This is a genomic window from Brevundimonas sp. (genome assembly GCF_050729455.1).
In the GTDB taxonomy this organism is placed as follows: Bacteria; Pseudomonadota; Alphaproteobacteria; order Caulobacterales; family Caulobacteraceae; genus Brevundimonas.
In genome coordinates this window covers 1-22,831 of the sequence record NZ_JBOHLI010000028.1, presented here as the reverse complement: position 1 = coordinate 22,831, position 22,831 = coordinate 1, and the positions used below count along the sequence as shown (strand labels likewise).

The window sequence follows — 22,831 nt, the reverse complement described above, 5'->3', positions numbered from 1 at the left end:
CGTGGCCAAACCCGAACTGGGCCAAAAGCAGGTCTGCCCGAACTGCCAGGCCAAATTCTACGATCTGAACCGTCGCCCGGCGCACTGCCCCAAGTGCGACGCCGAGTTCGATCCGCTTGAGGAAGCTCTGCGCAACCGTCGCGTTCGCGGTCGCAGCGGCCCCGGCTTCGCCGCCGACGACGAGGCCGAGGATCAAGTCGCCGACAAGTCGGTCGACGGCGACGACGAGGAAGAGGACGCCGAAGCCTCGACCCCCGAAATCGACGAGGAAGGCCATGAGCCGATCCTGACCCCCGACGACGACGACGACGCTGAACCCAGCGCCGACGACGCCGGCATGGGTTCCTCGGACGGCGACGACGACGACGCCCTGGGCGACGACGATGACGACTCGGTGCCCTTCATCGAAGACGAAGACGACGACAACCTTGACGACGACATCGTCAAGCCGTCGCGCGACGACGACTAGAGCGAAATCGGTTTGGACGCGCTCGCGTCCAAACCCAGATCTTCGCTCCAGGATAATGCAGCGAGCCTGATTCACGGCATCGGAGGAAGCGCGCAGCGCTTTCTCCTCAACCGATCAGGCTCGATGACCAAGGTTCGGAAAAATAAGCGGAAAAAAAGTTGTCAGACCGGCTTGATCTCTCAAAAGCCCTGACATAGTTTCCGCCCCTCGCTGGAGCCCATCAGGTCTCCGGCGAGGCCGACCGAAAGGTTCGGGGCTTTAGCTCAGCTGGTAGAGCGCTTGCATGGCATGCAAGAGGTCAGCGGTTCGACTCCGCTAAGCTCCACCATCGAAGGCCCTGCGGAAAGCCCGCGGGGCCTTCGTCCTATCTGCACCGGTTCGCCGGTACGGCACATACCCAAGCCGCAAGGCACGGGGCTTTAGCTCAGCTGGTAGAGCGCTTGCATGGCATGCAAGAGGTCAGCGGTTCGACTCCGCTAAGCTCCACCATCAAAGGCCCCGCGTGACCCGCGGGGCCTTTGTCCTGTCGGGACCCGCTCAGGCTCACTCAGTCCTCCTCCATGGCCTCGAACATGGCGTCCGCCTTGCCGGCGGACCCGAACGGGCGCCGGGCTGCCAATTTCCTCGGGCAAGGCGTATGGAAACCGCCATATCACCCATTCAGAGGCTTTATTCGCCCGTGAGCTCTCCCCAATCCCCCGCCCCTCTGGCCGCCGCCTCCGCCGAGGACAAGACCAGGACCCGCGCCATCGTCCCCGTGTCGATGAGGGGCTATGACGCCGACTTCCAGGCCTTCGCCGACGCCCTGGGCGCTTCCTTCGCCCGCTACGGGTTCGCCGTGATCGCCGACCACGGCCTGGACCAGGCGACGATCGACGCCGCCATCGCCGACGCCAAGGCCTTCTTCGCCTTGCCGGAAGAGGTGAAGCGCCAATACCATCAGCCCGGCACCGGCGGCGCGCGCGGCCTGACCCCCTTCGGCGTCGAAGCGGCCAAGGGCGCGGCGGCCGTGGACCTGAAGGAATTCTGGCACGTCGGCCGTGAACTCCCGGCGGGCCATCCCTATCGCAAATACATGCGCGACAACGTCTGGCCGACCGAGATCGAGGGCTTTCAGCCGCACCTCTATGGGATGTTCGAGGCCCTGGATCAGCTGGGCCGCAAGATCCTCAAGGCCATCGCCCGCTACATGAAGCTGGGCGACGACTATTTCGAGGACAAGGTCGAGTTGGGCAACAGCGTGCTGCGGATGCTGCATTATCCGCCCGTCCCCGCCGACGCGCCGGGCGTGCGCGCCGGCGCCCATGAGGACATCAACGTCATCACCCTGCTGCTGGGCGCCGAGGAAGCCGGGCTACAGCTCAAGGACGCCGACGGCGAATGGCTGGACATCGCCCCGCCGCCGGGCGCCCTGGTGGTCAACATCGGCGATATGCTGCAGCGGCTGGTCAACCACGTCCTGCCGTCGACGACGCACCGGGTAGTCAACCCGGCCCCCGAGCGTCGCGGCTTCGCCCGCTATTCGACGCCCTTCTTCCTGCACTTCAACCCGGACTTCCCGATCGAGACCCTGCCGTCGACGATCACCCCGGAAAACCCGGATCGCTACGCCGGCAAGACCATCCTGGCCGAGGACTTCCTGATGGAGCGCCTCAAGGAGATTCGCCTGATCTGACGGATCGGCGTCATCGCCAGAACGAAGAAAGGGCCGGCGTTTCCGCCGGCCCTTTTTGCTGGTCCGCAAGGGCCCCGTCAGCGCGCGATGCGCAGCCGGGTGATGTCGCGGCCGATGGCCTTGAAGGCCTCCTTCAGATCCCCGCCGCTGTTGGCCAGGAAGTTGTGCGCCGGGCTGCTGGCGCAGGCGGCCAGGACCTCCCTGGCGGTATCGATGCCCGGACCGCCTTCCGAAGCGTCGATGTTGAAACCGACCGCATAGACTACGACGCTCTGCGCGCGCATGGCCTGGCACATGGCCACCGACTGGCTGAACGGGTCGCCGTTCGACGCCGTCAGATTGATGCGGGCGTTCGTCCCGCTGCTGCCCGAGCCGGCGTCGCTGGCGATGACGCCGTCGCGGAACGGCGTGTTGAACTCGCCGTCGGTCATCAGGATCGCGACCTTGAGGGTCCTTGACGGGTTATAGGCGGCGGGCTGGCTGTCGGCGGGCCACAGCGCGCCGAAATTCGGCGACACCATGTACCAACCCCAGGCGATGCCGATCTGGCCGGCGGTCGAACCCTTGGCCTCATACCCCGCGACGGCGGCCTTCAGGGCGGCGCGATCGCTGGACAGGGGGGTGAGGGTCGCAGTCGGACAGGCGTTGCCGCTGTCGGGATAACTGCGGCCCACGCGCGCGGCGCTGGTCGGGGCGGCGTCGGTATAGGCCTGGGCCCCGACGCGCTCGCTGACGCAGGTGCTGGCGGCGTGCACTGCCACCATGCCGCTGACGGTGGGGAAGACCCGCCACAGATGGCCGTCGGCGCCGTTGAACACCTTGCCGCCGCTTGTCCAGGCGTTGCCGCCCTTGGCCGCGTCGATCAGGCCCAGGCTGCGCGAGGCGTCGAGCACCAGCTGGCCCGCGGTCGAGTTCTTGGTCACGCGGAAGCCCGCGCCGTTATAGTTTGTGGAGCCGTTCAACTGGCTGAGGCCGCCGATGTCGGCCAGGCGCACATAGTCGTTCTCGACCAGTCCATGGCCGGCGACGTTCAGGACGACGCCGCAGTCTGTCCTTACGCACTTCGCCACATAGGCCGAGCCCCAGAAGTTCGACAGGCCCGAGGTGTTCAGATAGCTGGACGACGCGGCGCCCGTGCTGGTCAGAGGGTACAGCCGGAACTGATCAGCGCTGGTGCGCTGGACCTGATAGGGCACGCCGTTGAGCGGGCTCATGCCGTTGACGCTCCACATCACGACCCTGTCGCCGTTGACGAAGCCATGGCCGGTGGCCGAGACGGTCGCCGTGCTGGCCTTGGATATGCCCGACACCGTGCGGATCGTGCCGGTGACCCAGCTGGCTCCGGTGATCGACTTCGACGCGCCGTTCAGCGTCCCCCGGATCTGGTCCGCATAGGTGTCCACGTTCACGCCCACCGCATAGGGGGCCAAGGCGATCTTGGAATAGAAGGGCGTCTGCTGGTCCTGCACCACGATGTCGATCAGCTCGCTGGCGGCGGCCTTCAGGTCGGTCAGGGGCTGCCCCGCCATCGAGCCGGTGATGTCCAGCGCCAGCGCCACCTCGACGTCGCGCGAGGCCCTCAGGACCTCGGAATGGGTTCCGACCGGCAGATAGTCGTCCAGCAGCTTGCCGTAGGGCGGCAGGACGATGTTGGCGACCAGCACCTTCACGTTCACGCGGGCGTCGGCGACAATATTGTTACCCTGCAGGACAAAGCTGGCCGTATCGGCGGAGCCGGGCTTGAAATAGGCCGGCATATTGGCCTTCAGCGCCGCCAGGCCCACTCGGTTGATTTCAGCGCTGTCGGTGAATCTTGAACGGGCGGCGGCCAGGGCGGCGGCGTCCAGCGCATCCTGCAAGGTGGCCTTGACCTTGGACGCCTGGTGGATGTCCACTGCGCCCAGGGTGATCATCAACAAGCCCGGCAGGGCGAGGGCGAACATCATCGCCACATTGCCGCGCGTGGCCGCCGCGAAACGCACCGCAAAGGCCTGTGCCCTGCGCGTCAGCCGGTTCAATCCGTTCGTCAGCCCGTTCGTCACCGTCTCGGCCCCTGAATTCCGCAGCGGACGCAGGTCCACATTCCAGCCCAGGGTGACGCGGTTCGGTTAAGGCTTGGCCCTATGCTGAAGGTTAACGCCGCGTTTCAGCGGTCGACGCAGCGGTCCAGTCCGGCCTCGCGCACCGTGCCCATGGCGGCCTGGATGCGGCTGGCGCGACGGCGCACATAGGGGCCGGGCGAGGCCGCCTTGTAGCGACGCGGACTGGGCAGGATCGCGGCCAGGCGGGCGGCCTCGCGCGCCGTCAGATCCTCGGCGCTCTTGTCGAACCAGTGGCGCGAGGCGGCCTCGGCGCCATAGACGCCCGGCGCCCATTCGGCGACGTTCAGATACATCTCCATGATCCGGCGCTTGCCCCAGACCAACTCGATCAGGCCAGTGTAGCCGGTCTCCAGACCCTTGCGGACCCAGTCGCGGCTGGGCCAGAGGAAGACGTTCTTGGCGGTCTGCTGGCTGATGGTCGAGGCGCCGCGTCGCTTGTCCGAGCCGCGCTGCTCGGCGCGTTCATTGGCCTCCATCGCCTTCTGGATAGCCTCGACGTCAAAGCCGTGGTGCTGACAGAAGCGAGCGTCCTCGGCGGCGATCACCGCCTCGACCAGACGCGGCGAGATGTGGTCCAGCGAGCGCCAGCGATAGTCCATGCCGTGACCCGCGACCGCCTGCTGGACCATCAGGATGGTGAACAGCGGCGGCACGAAGCGATGCAGCACCACCCCGCCGATCGGGATCAGGGCCAGGATCAGCAGCAGGGTCAGCAGCGGGCGCCGCCTACGAGTCTTCGCACGGGTCATGCCGCTATCCTGCCGGGCTCAAGCGTCAGCGCAAGCGCGATCTCAGAGCGAGACCACGCCCGCCTGGCCGTCCTCGTCGGCCCAAGCGACGCGCGCGGCGCCCGAACTCATGGCCAGAGCGACGATGGGCGCGCCCTTGTCCTTCTTGATGAAGTCCAGCCCCTGCCCCGCCGGATCGGCCCACCAGACGCGGCCGTCCTCCAGCCCCGCGGCCAGACGGCCGTGCGCGGGCGCGGCGGCGACCTGGGCGATCAGGGTGGTCTCGTCGAAGCCGATCTCGGTCGCCTCGCGGCCCATCGGGCCGTTGGCGCCGATGAAGGGCCACAGCACCACGCCCTGCGCACCCGAGGTGGCCAGCAGTTGGCCCTTGGCCAGGAAGGCGAAGCTCTTGATCTTGGACGGATAGCCGCCCATCCGCATGTTCTTCTGGTCCTTCATGCGCCAGCCGTGCAGTTGGTTGTCCTGCATGGCGGTGACGACGAAGGCGCCGTCGGGCGAGAAGCCGACCGCCAGGTGCGAGCCCGCCCAGGGCATCTTGACCGGCTGCTGCTGCTCGATGCGCGCATACCACAACCAGGCCCCGCCATAGGTCGAGGTCGCAATGCGGCGGCCCTTGGGGTCGAAGGCCACGCCCGAGACGGTGCGCTCGTGCTGGAAGTCGCGACGGAAGACGGCGTCCTTGCTGTCGATCACCGACAGGGTGCGGCCCGCCGAAAAGGCGATCAGGCCGCTCTCGGCCGAGGCGGCGATGGAGTCGATCCACTGGCCCTTGGCGGTGGCCAGCAGGACGGCCTCGCCCTCGCGGCTCCACACCACCTTGCCGTCGTCGCCGCCGGTGACGATGCCCTCGCCCGAGGGGTGGACGGCGGCGCACAGGACGGCCCCGTCATGGACCTCGCTGCGGGCGCCGTTCTCGAAGCGCACCGAGCCGTCGCCCAGGGCGAAGATCGCGCCCGTCTTGTCGAACAGGGCGGCGGTGACCTGGGCGTCGAAGGAGAAGGTGGTCATGGGCGGCTCGCAGCGAAGAAACGGTCGGCACGCCTCATAACGCCCCCGCCCGGCGCTGTCGCCCGTGAAGGCGCAGGCCTATAGAACGCCCATGACCCTGCTGCTCATTCCCGGCTTCATGGCCGACGCGACCCTGTGGGACGCCATGACCGACGACCTGGTCCCGTTCGGACCGCTGGTCGCGACCGACCTGAGCCGGGGCGAGGATATTGAAAGCATGGCCGCCGCCATCCTGACCGACGCGCCCGATCGCTTCGTCGCCGTCGGCTTTTCGATGGGCGGCTATGTGGCGCGCGAGCTGGCGCGGATCGCGCCCGAGCGGGTCACGGCCCTGATCCTGATCGCCACCTCGGCGCGCGGCGACACCGAGGAACTGATCCGCCTGCGCCGCTCAGCCCTGAAGGCCGCGCCCAAGGCGTTCAAGGGCCTGAGCCGCCCGGCCATCGTCTCGTCGCTGCATCCCGATCTGGCCGGGGACGAGGCGATGATCACGCGGGTGCGCGACATGGGGCTGCGGCTGGGCGGCGAGGTCTTCCACCGCCAGTCGGCCATGGCGCGGGCCGGCGACCTGGACCGGCTGGACGCGATCACCCAGCCGACCCTGATCGTGGCGGCGGACGCCGACCGCCTGCGTGGCGCGGACGAGGCCGAAGAACTGCGTCGGGGGATCGCCGGCTCGACGCTGGAGACGGTCGCGCACAGCGGCCACATGATCCCGCTGGAGCAGCCGCAGGCCCTGGCCAAGGTGATGACGGACTGGCTGAAAACCCTCTCCTGATGGGAGAGGGCTTGAGGCTCGGAGAGCCGAAGGCGATCCGCCAGCCGAAAGGGTGAGGGTTCGCGGTCGAAGTCGGCCGAGGGCCGTGGCGCGACGGCTGACGCCGACTGACACCTCAGCCCCTCACCCTTTCGCGCAAGAACGATCGCTACGCTCTCGTGCGCTCAAGCCCTCTCCCGCCGGGAGAGGGTCTTACCTATGCGTCTCGACCCAGCGCTGGGTCATCAGGTCGGGCGTGGCGTAGGCTTCCTGCAACTCCACGCTCCAGTAGTTGAGCATATCCAGCGGGATGACCGCGCCCGAGATGGCGCAGACCACATGGTCGCCGCCCTTGATGATCTCGAACTCGGGCGTGCCGTAGATCAGCTTGGCCTCGACCCGGGCTCTGGGCGGCGGGTTCATGCCGCGCAGGCCTCGAACCCGGCCTTCAGTTCGGCCTCGTTCAGGTCGCGGCCGATGAAGACGGCGCGGCTCCAGCGGCGTTCCTTGTCGCCCCAGGGCTTCTGCAGGTCGCCTTCCAGGATCATGTGCACGGCCTGGAAGACCAGGCGGCGATCCTCGCCGTCCACGTCGATGATGCCCTTGGCGCGCAGGATGTTCTGACCCTGCTCGCCCAGCAGCTTGTCCAGCCAGGCGGTGAACTTCGCCCCGTTCAACGGACGGTCCAGCGTCAGGGAGATGCCCTTGATGTCGTCGTTGTGGGCGTGACCGCGCGGGCCATGCTCGTGATGATCGTGGTCGTGATCGTGGCCGCAGTGCTCATCGTGAACATGGTCGTGATCGTGGTCATGATGGTCGTGGCCGCAGTGTTCGTCGTGGACGTGGCCTTCGGCGCCATGGGGCGGGTTCACGAAGTCGGGGCGGACCTCGACGATGCGCTCCAGATCAAAGCCGTGCAGGCCCAGGATCTGATCCAGCGGCACATTGGCGCGCTCGGCGCGGATGATCGGGGCCAGCGGGTTCAGGGCGCGCAAGCGGCTCTCGACGGCGGCCAGTTCGTCCTCGGAGGCCAGATCGACCTTGTTCAGAATGATGCGGTCGGCGAAGGCCACCTGCTCGCGGGCTTCCTTGCTGTCGTCCAGACGCGCCATGACGTGCTTGGCGTCGACCAGGGCGGTCACGCTGTCCAGCTGGGTCTTGGCCTTGACCTCTTCGTCGACGAAGAAGGTCTGGGCCACCGGGCCGGGGTCGGCCAGGCCCGTGGTCTCGACGATGATGGCGTCGAAGGCGGGCTTGCCGGGGCGCTGGCGCTTCATCAGGCCCGAGACGACGCGGATCAGGTCGCCGCGCACCGTGCAGCAGACGCAGCCGTTGTTCATCTCGAACACGTCCTCGTCGGCGCCGACCACCAGGTCGTTGTCGATGCCGATCTCGCCGAACTCGTTGACGATGACGGCATAACGCTTGCCGTGGTCCTCGGTGAGGATGCGGTTCAGCAGGGTGGTCTTGCCGGCGCCGAGGTAGCCGGTGAGGACGGTGACGGGAGTCTTCTGGGTCATGGGCGGCTAGATGGCGGCTGAAAGGCTGGAAGGGAAGAGGCGCCGGGCGCTTAACAGGTCGGACAATCCGGCAGGGCGCCGCTTTCCAGCTGGAAGGTGGTGTGGCTGATGTCGAAGCGGCTGCGGGCCACCCCTTGCGCCTCGGCCAGCAGGGCGTCGGCGTCGGCCCGGTCATGCACCAGGTGCGCCGTCAGGGCCGTGTCCGTGGTCGACAGACCCCAGATGTGCAGGTCGTGGACGGCGCTGACGCCCGGCAGGGCCAGGAAGGCGGCGCGGACCTGATCCACCTCGACCCCGTTCGGGGCGGCGTCCAGCGCCAGATTGACGGAGTCCTTCAGCAGCCCCCAGGTCCCCAGCATGATGACGACGACGATGGCCAGGCTGACCAGGGCGTCGATCACGGCCCAGCCGGTCAGCAGGATGACGGCGCCGGCGATGACCACGCCCAGCGACACCGCCGCGTCGGCCATCATGTGCAGATAGGCCCCGCGCACGTTCAGGTCCTTGTGCTGGTCCTTCATGAACAACAGGGCCGTGCCCAGGTTGATGAAGAAGCCGATGCCCGCCACCACCATGATGACGCCGGACGCCACCGGCGCAGGCTCGGCCAGACGGCGCACGGCCTCGAAGGCGATGGCTCCGCAGGCGAAGATCAGCAGCAGCGCATTGCCCAGCGCCGCCAGGACCGTCGCCTTGCCGTAGCCGTAGGTGCGCTTGGGACCCGCCGCGCGCCGCGCCAGCCATGCGGCCCCGCCGGCCATGGCCAGACCCAGGACATCGGACAGGTTATGGCCCGCGTCGGCCATCAGCGCCGTCGATCCGGCCCAGATCCCGGCCCCGAACTCGCAGGCCACAAAGGCCAGGTTGAGGATCAAGCCGACGGCGTAGCGCCAGTCGCCCGTGTCCACCGGCCCATGGTGATGGCCGCCGATCCCGTGGGAGTGGGAGTGGGAGTGGGAGTGGTCGTGACCCGAATGGTCGTGACCCGAATGGTCGTGACCCGAATGGTCGTGACCCGAATGGTCGTGACCCGCGTGCGAGTGGCCGTCATGGTCGTGTGCGTGATCGTGAGCCATGCAACCCCTCTAGGCCCGCCCGTCGCCCCGCGTCAACGACATCGAAGATAAGTCATTGAATGTAAATATATAACCTATCACACACCTAGTGCTGATGGGTCATCACCAAGAAGCCGATCAGGATCAGGGCGACGCCCAGGATGGCGCCCTCATAGCGCGCCCAGCGCTCCAGTCGCAGGATGGAGTAGCCGGCGCTGGCCAAGGCCGCCAGCAGGGTCATGCCCAGGACGGTCCCCGCCGCGAAGCTGAGGGTCAGCAGGGCCAGGGCCATGACACCCTCGGTCGCCGACGACAGATAGATGGGCAGCAGCACCTCGCCCGGCGTCACCGCCATCATCAGCACCAGGCCCCAGAAGGCGGCGCGGTCCGACACGGCGGGCTCGGGAACCTCCGCCTCCGGTCCCGTCGCCGTGATCGGCTTCTGCAAGGAGGCTCGCGCCAGATAGAAGGCGCCGAAGATAAAGAGCAGGGCCGCCGACAGGTGCGGCAGTAGCCCCCCGATCCAGGCGTTCAGCGCCAGCCCCGCCGCCACGATCAGCGACCCCACGAGGGCGGTCGAAGCGATGTGGGCCAGACCCGCCGTCACAGCCACCGTCATGACCCGCGCCAGGCTCCACCGCTGCGCCCGGCCCACCAGGACGAAGGGCAGCCAGTGGGTCGGCAGGGCGGCGTGCAGGAAGGCCGCGACAAATCCCCCGCCCAGAAGGGAGAGCAGAACCGGTTGCTGGAGATCGGGCGGCGACATTCCGGCCGCTATATCGTGTTACTTTGTAACAGTCGACCCTTTTTCGCCGACTAACGATAGAGACTGGCCCGGTCCAGGGGCAGGCCCGAGGGGCCGGGACGGCGCTTCTGGGCCACGGTCTGATAGACCAGCACCGAGCCGCGCTCGAACCCCTTGGCGAACAGGGCGAAATAGATGAGCCACAGCCGCGCGCGGGCCTCTCCGGCCAGGCGATAGGCGTCCTCGCGCCGCTCATAGAGGCGCCGGGTCCATTCGCGCAGGGTCAGTTCGAAATGCTCGCGCATATCCTCGACGTCCAGCGTCTCGAAGCCCAGCCGACCGAGGTTGCCCACCGTCATGCCGATGGTGTCCAGTTCACCGCCCGGGAAGATGAAGCGGGTGATGACCCGGGTCGTGGGCGTGGGCCGCAGTTCGCCCTTGCCGCCGCGACGGACCGAAGCCTGATGGAAATAGAGGCCGCCGGGCTTCAGCAGGCGGCGCATCTGCTGGAAATGCCGCTCGTGGTTGGCGAAGCCGGCGTGTTCGAACATCTCGACCTGGGCGATGGCGTCATAGGCGGCGTCGCCCCCGACCTCGCGATAGTCCATCAGCTCCAGCGTCACCTTATCCGTCAGGCCCAGCCGCTCGACCTTGGCGCGGGCGTAGTCGAGCTGGGCCTGGCTGAGGGTCACGCCGTGAACATGGACGCCGTAGTTGCCGGCGGCCCAGCAGGCCAGACCGCCCCAGCCGCAGCCGACGTCCAGCAGGCGCTGGCCGGGCTGCAGCCGCAGCTTGCGGCAGATGCGGTCCAGCTTTTCCTGCTGCGCCGTTTCCAGCGTCGCCTCATGCGCCGTGAAATAGGCGCTGGAATAGACCATCTCGGGATCGAGGAAGAGGCCGTAGAAGTCGTTGCCGACATCATAGTGGAACTGGATGAAGTCCTGGTCGCGCCGGCCGCTGCGATCCCGGCCCACGCCGTCGTCGCCTGTCGCGTCCCAGGCCGGAAGGGCTTCGGCCCCGCCCTCGCCCCGCCCCAGGAGGAAGGGCAGGGCCTCGCGCGCGATCAGCCAGCGGTCCAGCGAGCGCGTCAGATGCACCGCCCGTCCGTGATCCCAGCGGTCGGCGGCCTCGAGCGGACTGCCCCCTTCGACCTTGAGGTCGCCCGAGCCGAACAGCTCGAACAAGGTCATCAGCGTCGGCTTCAGGATGAGCCGCCGCACCGCGCCGGGCCGGGCGATCACGATCTGGATATCGTCTCGCGCGCCAGCCCCCAGCGGCAGGACCTCTCCGGTCCAGAGGCGCACCGACAGGTCGGCCTTGAGATGATCGGCGATATGGCCGACGATGCGACGCGCGGCGACGATGCGACGGTCAGCGGTCTTGTCCACGATGAAGCCCCCTCCTCGAACAATGTTCGCCAATTACACGTGCCGCGGCGCGGAGCTAGCCTGACCGAGGAATTCGGCGGTCGCTCGGGCTTTTCACCCCCGGCACGTTGACTCTGGCGCGCCCTTCCGTATATGTCGCCGCTCTTCGCCCGCAGGGTTTCCTGACGGGCGCATTCTTTTTTGCGTTCACGCTGAGGCTTCCAAATGTACGCGGTGATCAAGACCGGCGGAAAGCAGTACCGGGTTCAACCGGGCGATGTGATTGTTGTCGAGAAACTCGACGGCGACGCTGGCGCTGCCGTCAACTTCGGTGAAGTCCTCATGCTGGGCGGCGACAAGGGCGTTACGGTCGGCGCTCCGCTGATCGACGGCGCCGCTGTCGCAGCCACGCTGATCGAGACCCGCAAGGGCGAGAAGATCAAGATCTTCAAGAAGATCCGTCGTCAGGGCTACCGCCGCACCAACGGCCACCGCCAGATGGAATCGGTCCTGCGCATCACCGGCATCGAAGGCGCCGGCGAGAAGGCCAAGTGGGACGGCAAGGTCGAGCTGATCACCAAGGCCGAGATCAACGCTCGCGCCCGTGGCCTCGCCCCGCGCGTCGAAGCTGTCGAAGCCGCTCCGGCCAAGAAGGCTCCCGCCAAGAAAGCCGCCAAGGCTGAAGGCGCCGAAGCCTAAGAGTTTCCACCGGCGCTGGATCAGCGCCAGACCAGATCGTCAGGGTGCGCTCAAGTAGGCCGAATGGCCGGTAGCGCCCCAAGAAGAGGAGCAGCAAGATGGCTCACAAGAAATCCGGTGGTTCGTCGCGTAACGGTCGCGACTCCGAGTCGAAGCGCCTTGGCGTGAAGAAGTACGGCGGCGAGAAGGTTCTGGCCGGCAACATCCTCGTGCGTCAGCGCGGCACCACCTTCCACCCGGGCGACAACGTCGGCCTGGGCCGCGACCACACCCTGTTCGCCACGGTGAACGGCTCGGTGAAATTCACCACCAAACGTGGCGGTCGTTGTTACGTGTCGATTCTCGCGGCCAACGACGACGCTCAGGCTATGGCCGCCGAGTAACGCGAACTGGACCAAAATCCGGGATCGCGTTGCTCAAGAAGCCGCGATCCGGACCAGGGAAATTTTCCGCGGGGAGTCTGGATCACCAGGCTCCCCGTTTGCGTTTCCCCGCCTCGCTGACCGCCCGAGCCCTGATGAACAAGGACGGCGGTCGCACCAAAGGGGCGTGACCCATGTGCGTGATTGAAACTTCTCCCGTCGTCGAAACCCGGCGCCTCATCCTGCGTGCGCCGGGCGCCCAGGACGTCAGCCGCATCGCGGCCCTGGCCAACGACCGCGACATCGCGCGCATGACCAAGCGGATGCCTCACCCCTTCCAGGTGGAGGACGCTGAGGACTTCGTCCTGCACGTCGCCGCCCAGGACCCGAAGCGCGCCAACACCTTCGTCATCGAACACGAGGACCTGGGGCCGGTCGGGGTCATCGGCCTGTTCGAGGGCGAGGACAGCGTGCCCGAGGCCGGCTACTGGATCGGCCGCGACTTTTGGGGCCGAGGCTTCGCCACCGAGGCCCTGGAGGGCGCCCTGGTCTGGGCCTCAAGGCGGTGGAAGCGTCGCGCCCTGGTCGCCGGTCATTTCGCGGACAACCCCGCCTCGGGCCGCGTGCTGGAAAAGGCCGGCTTCCTCTATACGGGCGAGACCCGCCCCGCCTTCAGCCAGGCCCGCGGCGAGATCGCCGATACGCGGATGATGGTCTGGCTGGCCTGATAGGACGCGGAATTTCCGGGGCTTTTGGTCAGCTGAGCAGATTTTTCCGAAATCGGAAAAAAGCCTGTTGACCGCCTCCGGGGTCCCCCCTATTAGTCCGGCCCTCGGCGGGGCGACCCACCGGGCCCAGATGGCGGAATTGGTAGACGCGCTGGCTTCAGGTGCCAGTGACTTAACGGTCGTGGAGGTTCGAGTCCTCTTCTGGGCACCATATTCTCAAACGGCGTCGCATCCCAACGGATGCGGCGCCGTTTGTCATTTCAGCCCCCTGCTTCATCATTCATAACGGCGAAGGTTGGCGCTGCGTCCTAGCGATAGCGCGCGGTTCGTCTATGTTGTCGCCCTGATCGACCACCCGAGTTTCTGCGCATGACCGTTTACCTGCACGAAGGCGACCTGCCCGACGGCCTCGATCTCGGCCCCGAGGTCGCGATCGATTCCGAGACCATGGGCCTGCGTTTCCGGCGCGACCCCCTGTGCGTGGTGCAGCTGTCCTCGGGGAACGGCGACGCCCATGTCGTGCGGCTGAACCGCCCCGACTACGACTGCCCCAACCTGAAGCGGCTGCTGGCCGATCCTGCCGTGCTCAAGATCTTCCACTTCGGCCGCTTCGACATCGGTATGTTCGACCTGCACCTGGGCGTCGAAACCCGCCCGGTCTATTGCACCAAGATCGCCTCCAAGCTGGCCCGCACCTACACCGACCGTCACGGCCTGAAGGACGTGGCCAAGGAACTGGCCGGGATCGATATGTCCAAGGCCCAACAAAGCTCGGACTGGGGCTCGCCGGTCCTGTCGCAGGCCCAACTGGACTACGCCGCCTCGGACGTTCTGTATCTGCACGCCATCAAGGCCAGGCTGGACGATATGCTTGAGCGCGAAGGCCGCGCCGAGCTGGCCCGCGTCTGCTTCGACTTCCTGCCCACCCGTTCGCGTCTCGACCTGGCCGGTTGGGACGAGATCGACATTTTCGCGCACGCCTGAGGAACAGCATGAGCGACCTCGACGCCCAGGAAGCGCGCAAACGCGCCGACGAGGCCCGGGTCGCCCAGGCGGGCGAGCGCTGGCGCGCGCGCTCCAAGCGGGTGAAGCTGTATCGTCGCGTCCTGCCCATCGTCATCCTGATGCTGGCCGGCGGTGCCCTGACCTGGACCGTGTTCCGCACCGTCATGTCGGGGGTCGAGCGCAAGGCCAGCGAGACGCGCGAGATCCGCCTGGACAACCCCATGTTCCACGGCCAGGACGCCCAGGGGCGCTCGTTCGTCATCGGGGCCAAGGGCGCGATCCGCGATCCGGCCACCGGTCATTTCCGCCTGGTCGGGCCCCTGCTCCGCCTGAACCTGGGCGGCCGCAAGGTCACCGAACTGACGGCCGACGGCGGCACCTATATCGAGGCGAGCCGCAAGGTGGTGATCGGGCCGAACGTGAAGATTTCGGACGGGGGCTCCGGCTTCGTCCTGACCACGCCGGAAGCCGTGGTCGACACCAATACGGGCGTAGTGACGGGCGACAAGGGCGTCCAGGGGCGCGGTCCCCTTGGAACCATCGATGCTTCGTCCTATGCGATCTATGATCAGGGCCAACGGGTCGTCTTCAGCGGCCAGGGCGAAAACAAGATGCGGGGCACCATCAACCCCGCGGGATCCGGCAGGTGACCATGTCCAAGTCGAACACCATGATCGCAGGCGCCGCCCTGCTGCTGGCCCTGACGGTCCCGGCGTCATCCGGCGCGCAAAGCCGCGCCGACGCTTCGAAGCAGCCGGTCCAGTACGGGGCCGACGGCGGCGAATACACGCCCAACGGCTTCGCCCTGCGCGGCCGGGCCGAACTGACCCAGGGCGGCAACCGCCTGCGCGCCGACGCCATCACCGGGGTCACGACCAACGGCGACCTGAGCCGGGTCGAGGCGACGGGCAACGTCTATTTCGTCACCCCGGACCAGAGCATGCGCGGCGACCGCGCCGTCTATACCCTGGGCAATGCCGAGGTGGTGGTGACGGGCGACGTCATCCTGACCCAGGGCAAGAACGTCCTGACCGGCCACCGTCTCGTCTATAACGTCCGCACCGAGACCGCCCGCATGGAAGGCGGCTCCGGCCGCGTCCAGGGCGTCTTCTACCCGCAAGGGAACTGACCCCGCTTGGCGCGCAAGGAACTCTCAGCCCTCAACCTCGACCAAATGGCCGCCGACGACGCGCCTGAGGTCGAGACCGCGCGCCACACCGGCCTGCGCGTCGAGCACATCGCCCGCAGCTTCGGCCAGCGTCAGGTGGTCAAGGACGTGTCCCTGACCGTCCAGCGCGGCGAGGTCTGCGGCCTGCTGGGGCCCAACGGCGCGGGCAAGACCACCTGCTTCTACATGATCACCGGCCTGATCCCGGCCGACAGCGGCGCGATCTGGCTGGACGGGGAAGAAATCACCCAGCAGCCCATGTACCAGCGCGCCCGCATGGGTCTGGGCTATCTGGCGCAGGAAGCCTCGATCTTCCGCGGCATGACGGTCGAACAAAACATCAAGGCCGTGGTCGAACTGCACGAGAAGACCGCGGCCGGCGTGCGCGACGAAACCAGCCGCCTGCTGGAAGAGCTGCGCATCGACCATCTGCGCCACGCCCCGGCCACCGGCCTGTCGGGCGGCGAGCGTCGCCGCGTCGAGATCGCCCGGGCCCTGGCCGCCCGCCCCAGCTTCATGCTGCTGGACGAACCCTTCGCCGGCATCGACCCCCTGGCCATCGCCGACATCCGCCATGTGATCCGCTACCTGTCCAGCCAGGGCATCGGCGTGCTGATCACCGACCATAACGTCCGCGAGACCCTGGACATCATCGACCGCGTCTCGATCATTTCGGCCGGTTCGGTGCTGTTCGAGGGCACGGCGGACGAGGCCGTTCGCGACCCCGAGGTGCGCCGCGTCTATCTGGGCGAAATGTACGCCTGACGCGCGTAATCCTCTGGCGAACGCGCCGTTCGCCAGACGTTAAACTCTATGCCCCACGATCCCAGCAAGAACCGGGCCAAACGCCCGTGGGAGGGATTGAAGCGCCGTGATCGGTCAGAGGCTGGAGGTCAGACAAGGGCAGGGGCTGGTCATCACGCCCCAGCTGCAGCAGGCGATCAAGCTGCTGCAACTGTCGAATCTCGAGCTGGAAGCCTTCGTCGAGGGCGAACTGGAACGGAACCCCCTGCTGCAACGCGACGAGGGCGAGCCGGGCGGCGAAGCCCCGGAATCGTCTGACGCACCCGCCTCTGGCGACGCCAACGAACTGCAATTCACCGAGCCGTCCGGCGACGCCGAACGCGCCATGGATGCCCGATCGGACGACCTCTACGACGACGCCCCGCCCGGCGAACGCGACGCCGACCGCAAGCGCGACGCGGGCGAAGCCAGCGAGCAGCCCGGCCTGTCCGACTGGTCCCGCGCCGGCGGCGGCGGGATCGACGGCGAGGGCATGGAACGCCCTGACACGCGCGATCTGACGCTGTGGGAGCATCTGCAGGCCCAGGCCTCCTCGGCCGGGTTCAGCCCCGCCGAGCACGCCATCGCCCTGACCCTGATCGACGCCACCGACGAGGGCGGCTATCTGCGCGGCGAGCTTCAAGAGATCGCCGACCGGCTGGGCGTCGATCTGGAACGGATCGAGGCGGTCCTGGCCGCCTGCCACGGCTTCGAGCCGACCGGCGTCATGGCCCGTTCGGCGCCCGAGTGTCTGAAGCTGCAGCTGATCGAGCGCAACCGCTTCGATCCGGCGATGGAAGCGCTTCTGGACAATCTCGAGCTGCTGGCGCGGCGCGACCTGCCCGCCCTGCGCAAGGTCTGCGGCGTCGACGCCGAGGACCTGACCGACATGATCGCCGAGCTGAAGGGGCTGACGCCCCGGCCCGGCGCCGGCTTCGGCGGCGAGCCGGCCCAGACAGTCGTGCCCGACGTCCACGTCCGTCCCGATCCGGCCGGCGGCTGGCGGGTCGAACTGAACAGCGACACCCTGCCCCGCCTCTTGATGGACAAGCGCTATCACGGCGTGGTCGCGGCGGGCGCGCGCTCCGAAACCGAAAAGGCCTACGTCGCCGAATGCGCCGCCCAGGCCAGCTGGCTGGTCAAGTCGCTGGACCAGCGCGCCAAGACCATCCTCAAGGTCGCCTCGGAGATCGTGCGTCAGCAGGACGCCTTCCTGGCCTTCGGCGTCGAGTTCCTGCGGCCGCTGAACCTCAAGACCGTCGCCGACGCCATCGGCATGCACGAATCGACGGTCAGCCGCGTCACCTCGAACAAATACGTCGCCACCCCGCGCGGCGTGTTCGAGCTGAAATTCTTCTTCACCGCCGCCATCCAGTCGTCCGACGGCGGCGCGCTTCACTCGGCCGAGGCCGTGCGCCACCGGATCAAGGCCATGATCGACGGCGAAGCCGCCGACGGCGACGTGCTCAGCGACGACCGGATCGTCGAGATCCTCAACGAGACCGGCATCGACATCGCCCGCCGCACCGTCGCCAAATATCGGGAAGCGTTGAGAATTCCGTCGTCCGTCCAGCGCCGCCGTCTGCTGAAGGCCGGCTGATCACGCTGCGGCGAAGCGTCACCACAAATCGGTGATCGGCGTTGACACCAAACGCGACCCGTCGCGTTCTATGCCTATGCAGATCCAAGTCAGCGGCAAGCAAGTGGATGTCGGCGAAGCGCTAAGCTCGCGCATCTCCCAGGAACTCGAAGAGGGAGTCGGCAAGTATTTCGCCCGTGGCGGCGAACACGCCGAGGTCGTGGTGTCCAAGGATCGTCACGGGTTCCGCGTCGATTGCTGGGTCCGCCTGGCCTCGGGCCAGAGCCTGGTGACCGCGGGTTTCGGCGGCGACGCCCAGGGGGCCTTCTCCGACAGTCTGGACAAGCTTGAGAAGCGGGTCCGCCGCTACAAGCGCCGCCTGAAGGATCACCACATCGGTCCCAAGGGCCTGTCGCCCGAGAAGACCGAGGACGCCGCCCGCGAAGTCGCCGCCATGACGGTCTTCCGCAATCCCGACACGGTCGAGGACGACGCCTTCGGCGAGCCGGGACGCCCGGACGAGCCGCCGCCGGTTGGCATGGTCATCGCCGAGACCGAATCCGAGATCCGCACCATCACGGTCGGCCGGGCGGTGCTGGAACTGGATATGACCGGCTATCCGATCGTCATGTTCCGCAACGCCGCCCACGGCGGTCTGGCGGTCGTCTATCGCCGCCCTGACGGCAATGTCGGCTGGATCGACCCCGAACGCACGCTCAAGAACGCTGGAAACGGCGCGGGATCGTAAGGCTTCCACGCGGGGGGCGAAGGCGCTAGAAGACGCCTCGCCCTTCCGCAATGTCGGGTTCGAGCTTCGGGGTCATCATGGACATCGCTGATTTGCTGTCGTCGGGCGGGATCGTCCTGCGCGGCGGCGTGTCATCCAAGCGTCAGGCGCTGCACACTGTGGCCGAGGCCGCGTCGGTGGCCCTGGGCATTGACGAGGACCGGGCTCTGGACGCCCTGCTGGAGCGCGAGGCGCTCGGCTCGACCGGCCTGGGCTCCGGCGTCGCCGTGCCTCATGCCCGAATCAAGGGACTGGAACGCGTCTGCGCCGTCTTCGTGCGGCTGGAGACGCCGGTGGCCTATGAGTCGCTGGACGATCGGCCGGTGGACCTGATGTTCGCCCTGTTCGCGCCGCTGAACGCCGGCGCCGAGCACCTGCGGGCCCTGGCGGCGGTGTCGCGCGCCATGCGCTCGCCCGAACTGCGCGAGCATCTGCGCCAGGCCCGCACCGTCGACGCCATCCGCGCCCTGTTCGTCAAGGACGTCCCGGCCACCGCCGCCTGAAGCGATCCAGCCTGCGCTCAGGCATAGCGAACGCCCATTGGCGTATTAACTATGCGCTCAAGTAGACCGAACGGCCGATAGCGCTCTCAACTTAATGAACCGACACGGGCGCCAGTTCGTGCGCCGCCGCCGCCGCGAAGGCGGTCTCGCGGTCCAGCATGACCGCCAGCCGTTCGCCGTCGGCGCCGTGAACGGCGTAGAGGATCTGGTCGGGGTCGATGTCCAGGCCCGGCCCGACCTCGACATGGGCGTCCGCCATCAGGTCCGAAGCGCGGATGGCGCGCACATAAACGAGGTCCGGCGCGCCCAGGCCGGCGAAATCAGTCTTGTTCATTTCAGGCGTCATAGGACCGCCTCCTTACGCTTGACTAAACGTCCGGCAAGCCGGCCGGTTCGACGGCTGGTTTCAGCCCGCCGTGATGGGAATGCGCCGAACGCTGCGGTCCTGTTCGGGCCGGACCAGATCGACGTGCAGCAGGCCGTGTTCCAGCCGCGCCTCGGCCACCTCCAGCCCGTCGGCCAGGACGAAGCTGCGGACAAAGCCGCGCGCCGCGATGCCGCGATGCAGGAAGGCCTGTTCGCCCTTGCCGGCGTCCTCGCGCTTGCCCGCTATGGTCAGCTGACGGCCTTCCAGGGTGATGGCCAGTTCGTCCGGGGCGAAGCCGGCCACGGCCAGGCTGATGCGCACCGCCGCCTCGCCGCGCTGTTCGACGTTATAGGGGGGATAGCTCTCGGCCGCCGCCTTGGCCGCGCGATCGATCAGGGCGCGGGTATGGTCGAAGCCCAACAGGAAAGGACTGTCGAACAGGATGGTGCGCGTCGTCATGGGCCCTCGCAAACAAGCGACCTTAGCCGTCTACACCCTCCCTGAAGCGGCAAGGGCGCCCGACCGTCCGCCACAGATGGTCATGCGGGGCCGCGCGGTCAACCACGCAGCCAGGCGTTGCAATTGTTCACGTGACATACAGGTCGGAGCCTTCACAGTAGGGACGCGTTCACGCGGCCTGACCGCTCCATCTGCAAAGGACCTTTTATGCGCGCCAAGCTCATCGTCACCAGCGTCAGCCTCGCCGCCCTTCTGGGCGCTTCCGCCTGCACGACGACCGACCCCTACAGCTCGACGCCTCGCCGCAACAACACCGGCACCGGCGCCATCGCCGGCGCTCTGGGCGGCGCCCTTCTGGGCTATCTGACCAACACCTCGAGCGGCGAACAGGGCCGCAAGAACGCCCTCATCGGCGCCGGCATCGGCGCTCTGGCCGGGGCTGGCGTCGGCCAGTACATGGACCGCCAGCAGCGCGCCCTTGAGGCCGAGCTGTCGGGCACCGGCGTCGGCGTGGCGCGTCAGGGCGACAACCTGGTGCTGCGGATGCCGTCGGACGTGACCTTCGCCACCAACCAGTCGAGCCTCGACAGCCGCTTCCTGCCCGTCCTCGACGACGTGGCTCGTGTGCTGAACGAGTACGACCGCTCGATGGTTGACGTCATCGGCCACACCGACGCCTCGGGCGGCGACGCCATCAACCAGCCGCTGTCGGAGCGCCGCGCCTCGTCGGTCGCCGCCTATCTGATGGACCACGGCGTGATCCGCGAGCGCCTCTATGTCGCCGGCATGAGCGCGCGCAATCCGATCGCTGACAACACCACGGTCGAGGGCAAGGCGCAGAACCGCCGCGTCGAGATCCTGATCCGTCCGTTCACGGGCTGATCCGGCGGCCACAGCCGTTGGAACGACAAAGGGCGGCGCTTCGGCGCCGCCCTTTTTGCTTTTCGATCGCCTCTAGCGGGCGCTCTCGGGCCGGCCGATGGAGGTGTAGCGGAAGCCCCGCGCCTTCATGTCCTCGGGGCGATAGACGTTGCGCAGATCGACCATGACGGGCTGTTTCAGCAACAGCTTGATCCGGTCCAGATCTAAAGCGCGGAACTGATCCCATTCGGTCAGGATGACCACAACGTCGGTGCCCTCCACCGCGTCATAGGGACCGTCGCGGAAGACGACGCCGTCCAGAAGCTTGGCCGCCTCCTCCATCCCCTCGGGATCGAAGGCCTGGACCGTCGCCCCCTTGGCGATCAGGGCCGGGGCTACGTCCAGCGACGGCGCGTCGCGCATATCGTCCGTGTTCGGCTTGAAGGTCAGGCCCAGCAGGGCGACCGTCTTGCCCTTCAGATCCGTGCCGCCCAGGGCCGCCGCGACGCGGTCGGCCATGGCCTTCTTGCGCGCGTCGTTCACCTCGACCGTGGTTTCGATCAGACGCAAGGGCGAACCGGCGTCGGTCGCCGTCCGCACCAGGGCCAGGGTGTCCTTGGGGAAGCAGGAGCCGCCGTAGCCCGGCCCGGCGTGGAGGAATTTCGAGCCGATTCGGTTGTCCAGCCCGATGCCTCGCGCCACCTGCTGCACGTCGGCGCCCAGGCTCTCGCACAGGTCGGCCATCTCGTTGATGAAGGTGATCTTCAGCGCCAGGAAGGCGTTGGCGGCGTATTTGGTCAGCTCCGACGTGCGGCGCCCGGTGAACAGGATCGGCGTCTCGTTCAGGTTCAGCGGACGATAAAGTTCGGCCATGACCGGACGGGCGCGCTCGTCCTCGAGGCCGACCACGACGCGGTCCGGGCGCTTGAAATCGCCGATGGCGGCGCCTTCGCGCAGGAACTCGGGGTTGGAGACCACGGCGAAATCGGCGTCCGGACGGCGGGCGCGGACGATGCGCTCGATCTCGTCGCCGGTGCCGACCGGAACCGTCGACTTGGTGACGATGACGGTGAAGCCTTCGATCAGGTCCGCGATCTCTTCGGCGGCGGCATAGACATAGGACAGGTCGGCGTGGCCGTCGCCGCGACGCGAAGGCGTGCCCACGGCGATGAAGACGGCGTCGGCCTTGCGAATGGCCTCGGCGCCGTCGAGCGCAAAGGATAGCCGCCCGTCGCGCACATTGGCGGCGACCAGATCCTCGAGCCCGGGCTCATAGATCGGCATCTGTCCGGCGTTCAATTGGTCGATCTTGGCCGCGTCCTTGTCGACGCAGGTCACGACATGGCCGAAGTCGGCGAAACAGGCCCCGGAAACAAGCCCGACGTAGCCGGTGCCGATCATTGCGACGCGCATACGGTCATCCTCTTGGTGCTGTCAGGTCGAAATAGCGTTCAAGCACGGCCTTTGCCAGCCAGCTTGCCGAACGACAGGCAAAAGAAAAGGGCGGTCGATCCGCATGGATCGACCGCCCTCAATCTTATCGACCTTCAAGATCATCGGGACCGACCGAAGCCGGTCCCTTTGGATCTTAGAAGTTGATGTCGATGGTGGCGCGACGGTTGAGCGGCTCGCGCACGCCGTCGGCGGTGGGCTTGGCCAGGGCGGTTTCGCCCTTGCCGTCGAGGGCGATGACGCCGCCGTTGACGCCTTGGGCGACCAGGGCGTCGGCGACGGTGCGCGAACGACGGTTGGACAGGCCCACGTTATAGGCCGCGTTGCCCGAGGTGTCGGCGTGGCCGACGACCAGGATGCGGGTCGGCGCGCCCGACTTGGCGTAGTTGGCGGCTTGCGTCACCACCGAACGGGCTTCCGCCGTCAGGTCCGAGCGATCCCAGTCGAAGTAGACCACGAACTGACGCGCAGCCGGCTTGGCCGGAGGCGGCGGAGGCGGCGGCGGGGGCGGGGGCGGCGGCGGGGGCGGGGGGCCCGATCCGGACGGGGCATCGAGCAGCTGCTCCAGCCGCACGAACTTGAAGTTCTGGTTGCCCGAGTTCCCCGGCGCGCTGTTGGCGTTGTCCTGGCA

General features: G+C 67.5%; 26 protein-coding genes and 3 tRNA genes. 17 read left to right on the top strand and 12 right to left on the bottom strand.

The features are described from left to right. The first annotated feature begins 1 nt into the window (after position 1). The 4 genes from ACREEF_RS08930 to ACREEF_RS08915 all read left to right on the top strand — a co-directional run bounded on the left by ACREEF_RS08930 (position 2) and on the right by ACREEF_RS08915 (position 2,144). A complete protein-coding gene (locus ACREEF_RS08930; protein WP_431565239.1) occupies positions 2 to 469 on the top strand; it encodes a TIGR02300 family protein in 468 nt (155 codons plus the stop codon). A 252-nt stretch (positions 470 to 721) separates the two neighbouring features. After that, a tRNA-Ala gene (locus ACREEF_RS08925) sits at positions 722 to 797 on the top strand. An 85-nt stretch (positions 798 to 882) separates the two neighbouring features. Next, positions 883 to 958: transfer RNA gene (locus ACREEF_RS08920), tRNA-Ala, on the top strand. 274 nt (positions 959 to 1,232) lie between these two features. Continuing rightward, complete coding sequence (locus tag ACREEF_RS08915; RefSeq protein ID WP_431565255.1) at positions 1,233 to 2,144, top strand: isopenicillin N synthase family dioxygenase; 912 nt, start codon at positions 1,233 to 1,235, stop codon at positions 2,142 to 2,144. 77 nt (positions 2,145 to 2,221) lie between these two features. On the opposite strand, the gene ACREEF_RS08910 is transcribed toward ACREEF_RS08915, so the two are convergent. The 3 genes from ACREEF_RS08910 to ACREEF_RS08900 form a co-directional block, all read right to left on the bottom strand. Continuing rightward, on the bottom strand, positions 2,222 to 4,186 hold the full coding sequence (locus ACREEF_RS08910) for a pilus assembly protein (protein ID WP_431565238.1): 1,965 nt from the start codon (positions 4,184 to 4,186) through the stop codon (positions 2,222 to 2,224). Positions 4,187 to 4,290: 104 nt separating this feature from the next. Next, positions 4,291 to 4,995, bottom strand: coding sequence for a monofunctional biosynthetic peptidoglycan transglycosylase (mtgA, locus tag ACREEF_RS08905; protein ID WP_431565237.1), 705 nt, complete (start codon positions 4,993 to 4,995; stop codon positions 4,291 to 4,293). A 42-nt stretch (positions 4,996 to 5,037) separates the two neighbouring features. Next, the gene (locus ACREEF_RS08900) at positions 5,038 to 6,003 is read right to left on the bottom strand and encodes a WD40 repeat domain-containing protein (protein WP_431565236.1); all 966 of its coding nucleotides are present in this window, start codon (positions 6,001 to 6,003) and stop codon (positions 5,038 to 5,040) included. A gap of 91 nt (positions 6,004 to 6,094) precedes the next feature. On the opposite strand from ACREEF_RS08900, the gene ACREEF_RS08895 reads away from it, so the two are divergent. Then, positions 6,095 to 6,781: an alpha/beta fold hydrolase gene (locus ACREEF_RS08895; RefSeq protein ID WP_431565235.1), complete on the top strand. Its 687-nt coding sequence runs from the start codon at positions 6,095 to 6,097 to the stop codon at positions 6,779 to 6,781. 192 nt (positions 6,782 to 6,973) lie between these two features. On the opposite strand, the gene ACREEF_RS08890 is transcribed toward ACREEF_RS08895, so the two are convergent. The 5 genes from ACREEF_RS08890 to ACREEF_RS08870 form a co-directional block, all read right to left on the bottom strand. Further along, complete coding sequence (locus tag ACREEF_RS08890; protein ID WP_431565234.1) at positions 6,974 to 7,183, bottom strand: DUF2093 domain-containing protein; 210 nt, start codon at positions 7,181 to 7,183, stop codon at positions 6,974 to 6,976. Continuing rightward, positions 7,180 to 8,280 carry a CobW family GTP-binding protein gene (locus tag ACREEF_RS08885; protein ID WP_431565233.1) on the bottom strand — a complete coding sequence of 367 codons (1,101 nt, stop codon included), beginning with the start codon at positions 8,278 to 8,280 and terminating at the stop codon, positions 7,180 to 7,182. Before ACREEF_RS08885 ends, ACREEF_RS08890 begins: the two co-directional genes overlap by 4 nt. Before the next feature lie 50 nt (positions 8,281 to 8,330). Beyond that, entirely contained in the window at positions 8,331 to 9,356 is a 1,026-nt protein-coding gene (locus ACREEF_RS08880; protein WP_431565232.1) for a cation diffusion facilitator family transporter, read from the bottom strand. An 85-nt stretch (positions 9,357 to 9,441) separates the two neighbouring features. After that, a complete protein-coding gene (locus ACREEF_RS08875) occupies positions 9,442 to 10,101 on the bottom strand; it encodes a hypothetical protein (protein WP_431565231.1) in 660 nt (219 codons plus the stop codon). Positions 10,102 to 10,151: 50 nt separating this feature from the next. Beyond that, entirely contained in the window at positions 10,152 to 11,468 is a 1,317-nt protein-coding gene (locus ACREEF_RS08870; protein WP_431565230.1) for a class I SAM-dependent methyltransferase, read from the bottom strand. Between the two features lie 204 nt (positions 11,469 to 11,672). On the opposite strand from ACREEF_RS08870, the gene rplU reads away from it, so the two are divergent. From rplU to ACREEF_RS08815, 11 genes are all read left to right on the top strand, one after another. Then, positions 11,673 to 12,146, top strand: coding sequence for a 50S ribosomal protein L21 (gene rplU, locus ACREEF_RS08865; protein ID WP_431565229.1), 474 nt, complete (start codon positions 11,673 to 11,675; stop codon positions 12,144 to 12,146). A 98-nt stretch (positions 12,147 to 12,244) separates the two neighbouring features. Further along, complete coding sequence (gene rpmA, locus ACREEF_RS08860; protein WP_207823383.1) at positions 12,245 to 12,529, top strand: 50S ribosomal protein L27; 285 nt, start codon at positions 12,245 to 12,247, stop codon at positions 12,527 to 12,529. Positions 12,530 to 12,702: 173 nt separating this feature from the next. Further along, positions 12,703 to 13,236, top strand: a complete 534-nt coding sequence (locus ACREEF_RS08855) for a GNAT family N-acetyltransferase (protein WP_431565228.1) — start codon at positions 12,703 to 12,705, stop codon at positions 13,234 to 13,236. 124 nt (positions 13,237 to 13,360) lie between these two features. Next, positions 13,361 to 13,447, top strand: a tRNA-Leu gene (locus ACREEF_RS08850). A 158-nt stretch (positions 13,448 to 13,605) separates the two neighbouring features. After that, the gene (locus tag ACREEF_RS08845) at positions 13,606 to 14,220 is read left to right on the top strand and encodes a ribonuclease D (protein ID WP_431565227.1); all 615 of its coding nucleotides are present in this window, start codon (positions 13,606 to 13,608) and stop codon (positions 14,218 to 14,220) included. An 8-nt stretch (positions 14,221 to 14,228) separates the two neighbouring features. Continuing rightward, positions 14,229 to 14,891 (top strand): LPS export ABC transporter periplasmic protein LptC, encoded by a 663-nt coding sequence (gene lptC / locus ACREEF_RS08840; RefSeq protein WP_431565226.1) that lies wholly within the window; start codon positions 14,229 to 14,231, stop codon positions 14,889 to 14,891. A gap of 2 nt (positions 14,892 to 14,893) precedes the next feature. Continuing rightward, positions 14,894 to 15,370 carry an LptA/OstA family protein gene (locus tag ACREEF_RS08835; RefSeq protein WP_431565254.1) on the top strand — a complete coding sequence of 159 codons (477 nt, stop codon included), beginning with the start codon at positions 14,894 to 14,896 and terminating at the stop codon, positions 15,368 to 15,370. 6 nt (positions 15,371 to 15,376) lie between these two features. Next, complete coding sequence (gene lptB, locus ACREEF_RS08830; protein ID WP_431565225.1) at positions 15,377 to 16,174, top strand: LPS export ABC transporter ATP-binding protein; 798 nt, start codon at positions 15,377 to 15,379, stop codon at positions 16,172 to 16,174. Between the two features lie 106 nt (positions 16,175 to 16,280). Continuing rightward, positions 16,281 to 17,792 (top strand): RNA polymerase factor sigma-54, encoded by a 1,512-nt coding sequence (rpoN, locus tag ACREEF_RS08825; protein ID WP_431565224.1) that lies wholly within the window; start codon positions 16,281 to 16,283, stop codon positions 17,790 to 17,792. Positions 17,793 to 17,868: 76 nt separating this feature from the next. Further along, positions 17,869 to 18,519 (top strand): ribosome hibernation-promoting factor, HPF/YfiA family, encoded by a 651-nt coding sequence (gene hpf / locus ACREEF_RS08820; protein WP_431565223.1) that lies wholly within the window; start codon positions 17,869 to 17,871, stop codon positions 18,517 to 18,519. Between the two features lie 77 nt (positions 18,520 to 18,596). Then, the gene (locus ACREEF_RS08815) at positions 18,597 to 19,061 is read left to right on the top strand and encodes a PTS sugar transporter subunit IIA (protein ID WP_431565222.1); all 465 of its coding nucleotides are present in this window, start codon (positions 18,597 to 18,599) and stop codon (positions 19,059 to 19,061) included. Positions 19,062 to 19,152: 91 nt separating this feature from the next. Here ACREEF_RS08815 and ACREEF_RS08810 read toward each other — a convergent pair whose 3' ends face one another. After that, positions 19,153 to 19,407 carry a DUF1150 family protein gene (locus ACREEF_RS08810; protein ID WP_431565221.1) on the bottom strand — a complete coding sequence of 85 codons (255 nt, stop codon included), beginning with the start codon at positions 19,405 to 19,407 and terminating at the stop codon, positions 19,153 to 19,155. Between the two features lie 60 nt (positions 19,408 to 19,467). Beyond that, positions 19,468 to 19,887: an Hsp20 family protein gene (locus ACREEF_RS08805; protein WP_431565220.1), complete on the bottom strand. Its 420-nt coding sequence runs from the start codon at positions 19,885 to 19,887 to the stop codon at positions 19,468 to 19,470. Positions 19,888 to 20,094: 207 nt separating this feature from the next. Between ACREEF_RS08805 and ACREEF_RS08800 the strand changes: the two genes are divergently transcribed. Next, positions 20,095 to 20,769 carry an OmpA family protein gene (locus ACREEF_RS08800; RefSeq protein ID WP_431565219.1) on the top strand — a complete coding sequence of 225 codons (675 nt, stop codon included), beginning with the start codon at positions 20,095 to 20,097 and terminating at the stop codon, positions 20,767 to 20,769. A gap of 72 nt (positions 20,770 to 20,841) precedes the next feature. Here ACREEF_RS08800 and ACREEF_RS08795 read toward each other — a convergent pair whose 3' ends face one another. After that, positions 20,842 to 22,161 carry a UDP-glucose dehydrogenase family protein gene (locus tag ACREEF_RS08795; protein WP_431565218.1) on the bottom strand — a complete coding sequence of 440 codons (1,320 nt, stop codon included), beginning with the start codon at positions 22,159 to 22,161 and terminating at the stop codon, positions 20,842 to 20,844. A gap of 175 nt (positions 22,162 to 22,336) precedes the next feature. Next, positions 22,337 to 22,831, bottom strand: a 495-nt coding sequence (locus ACREEF_RS08790; RefSeq protein WP_431565217.1) for an OmpA family protein, incomplete at its 5' end; no start/stop codon positions are given.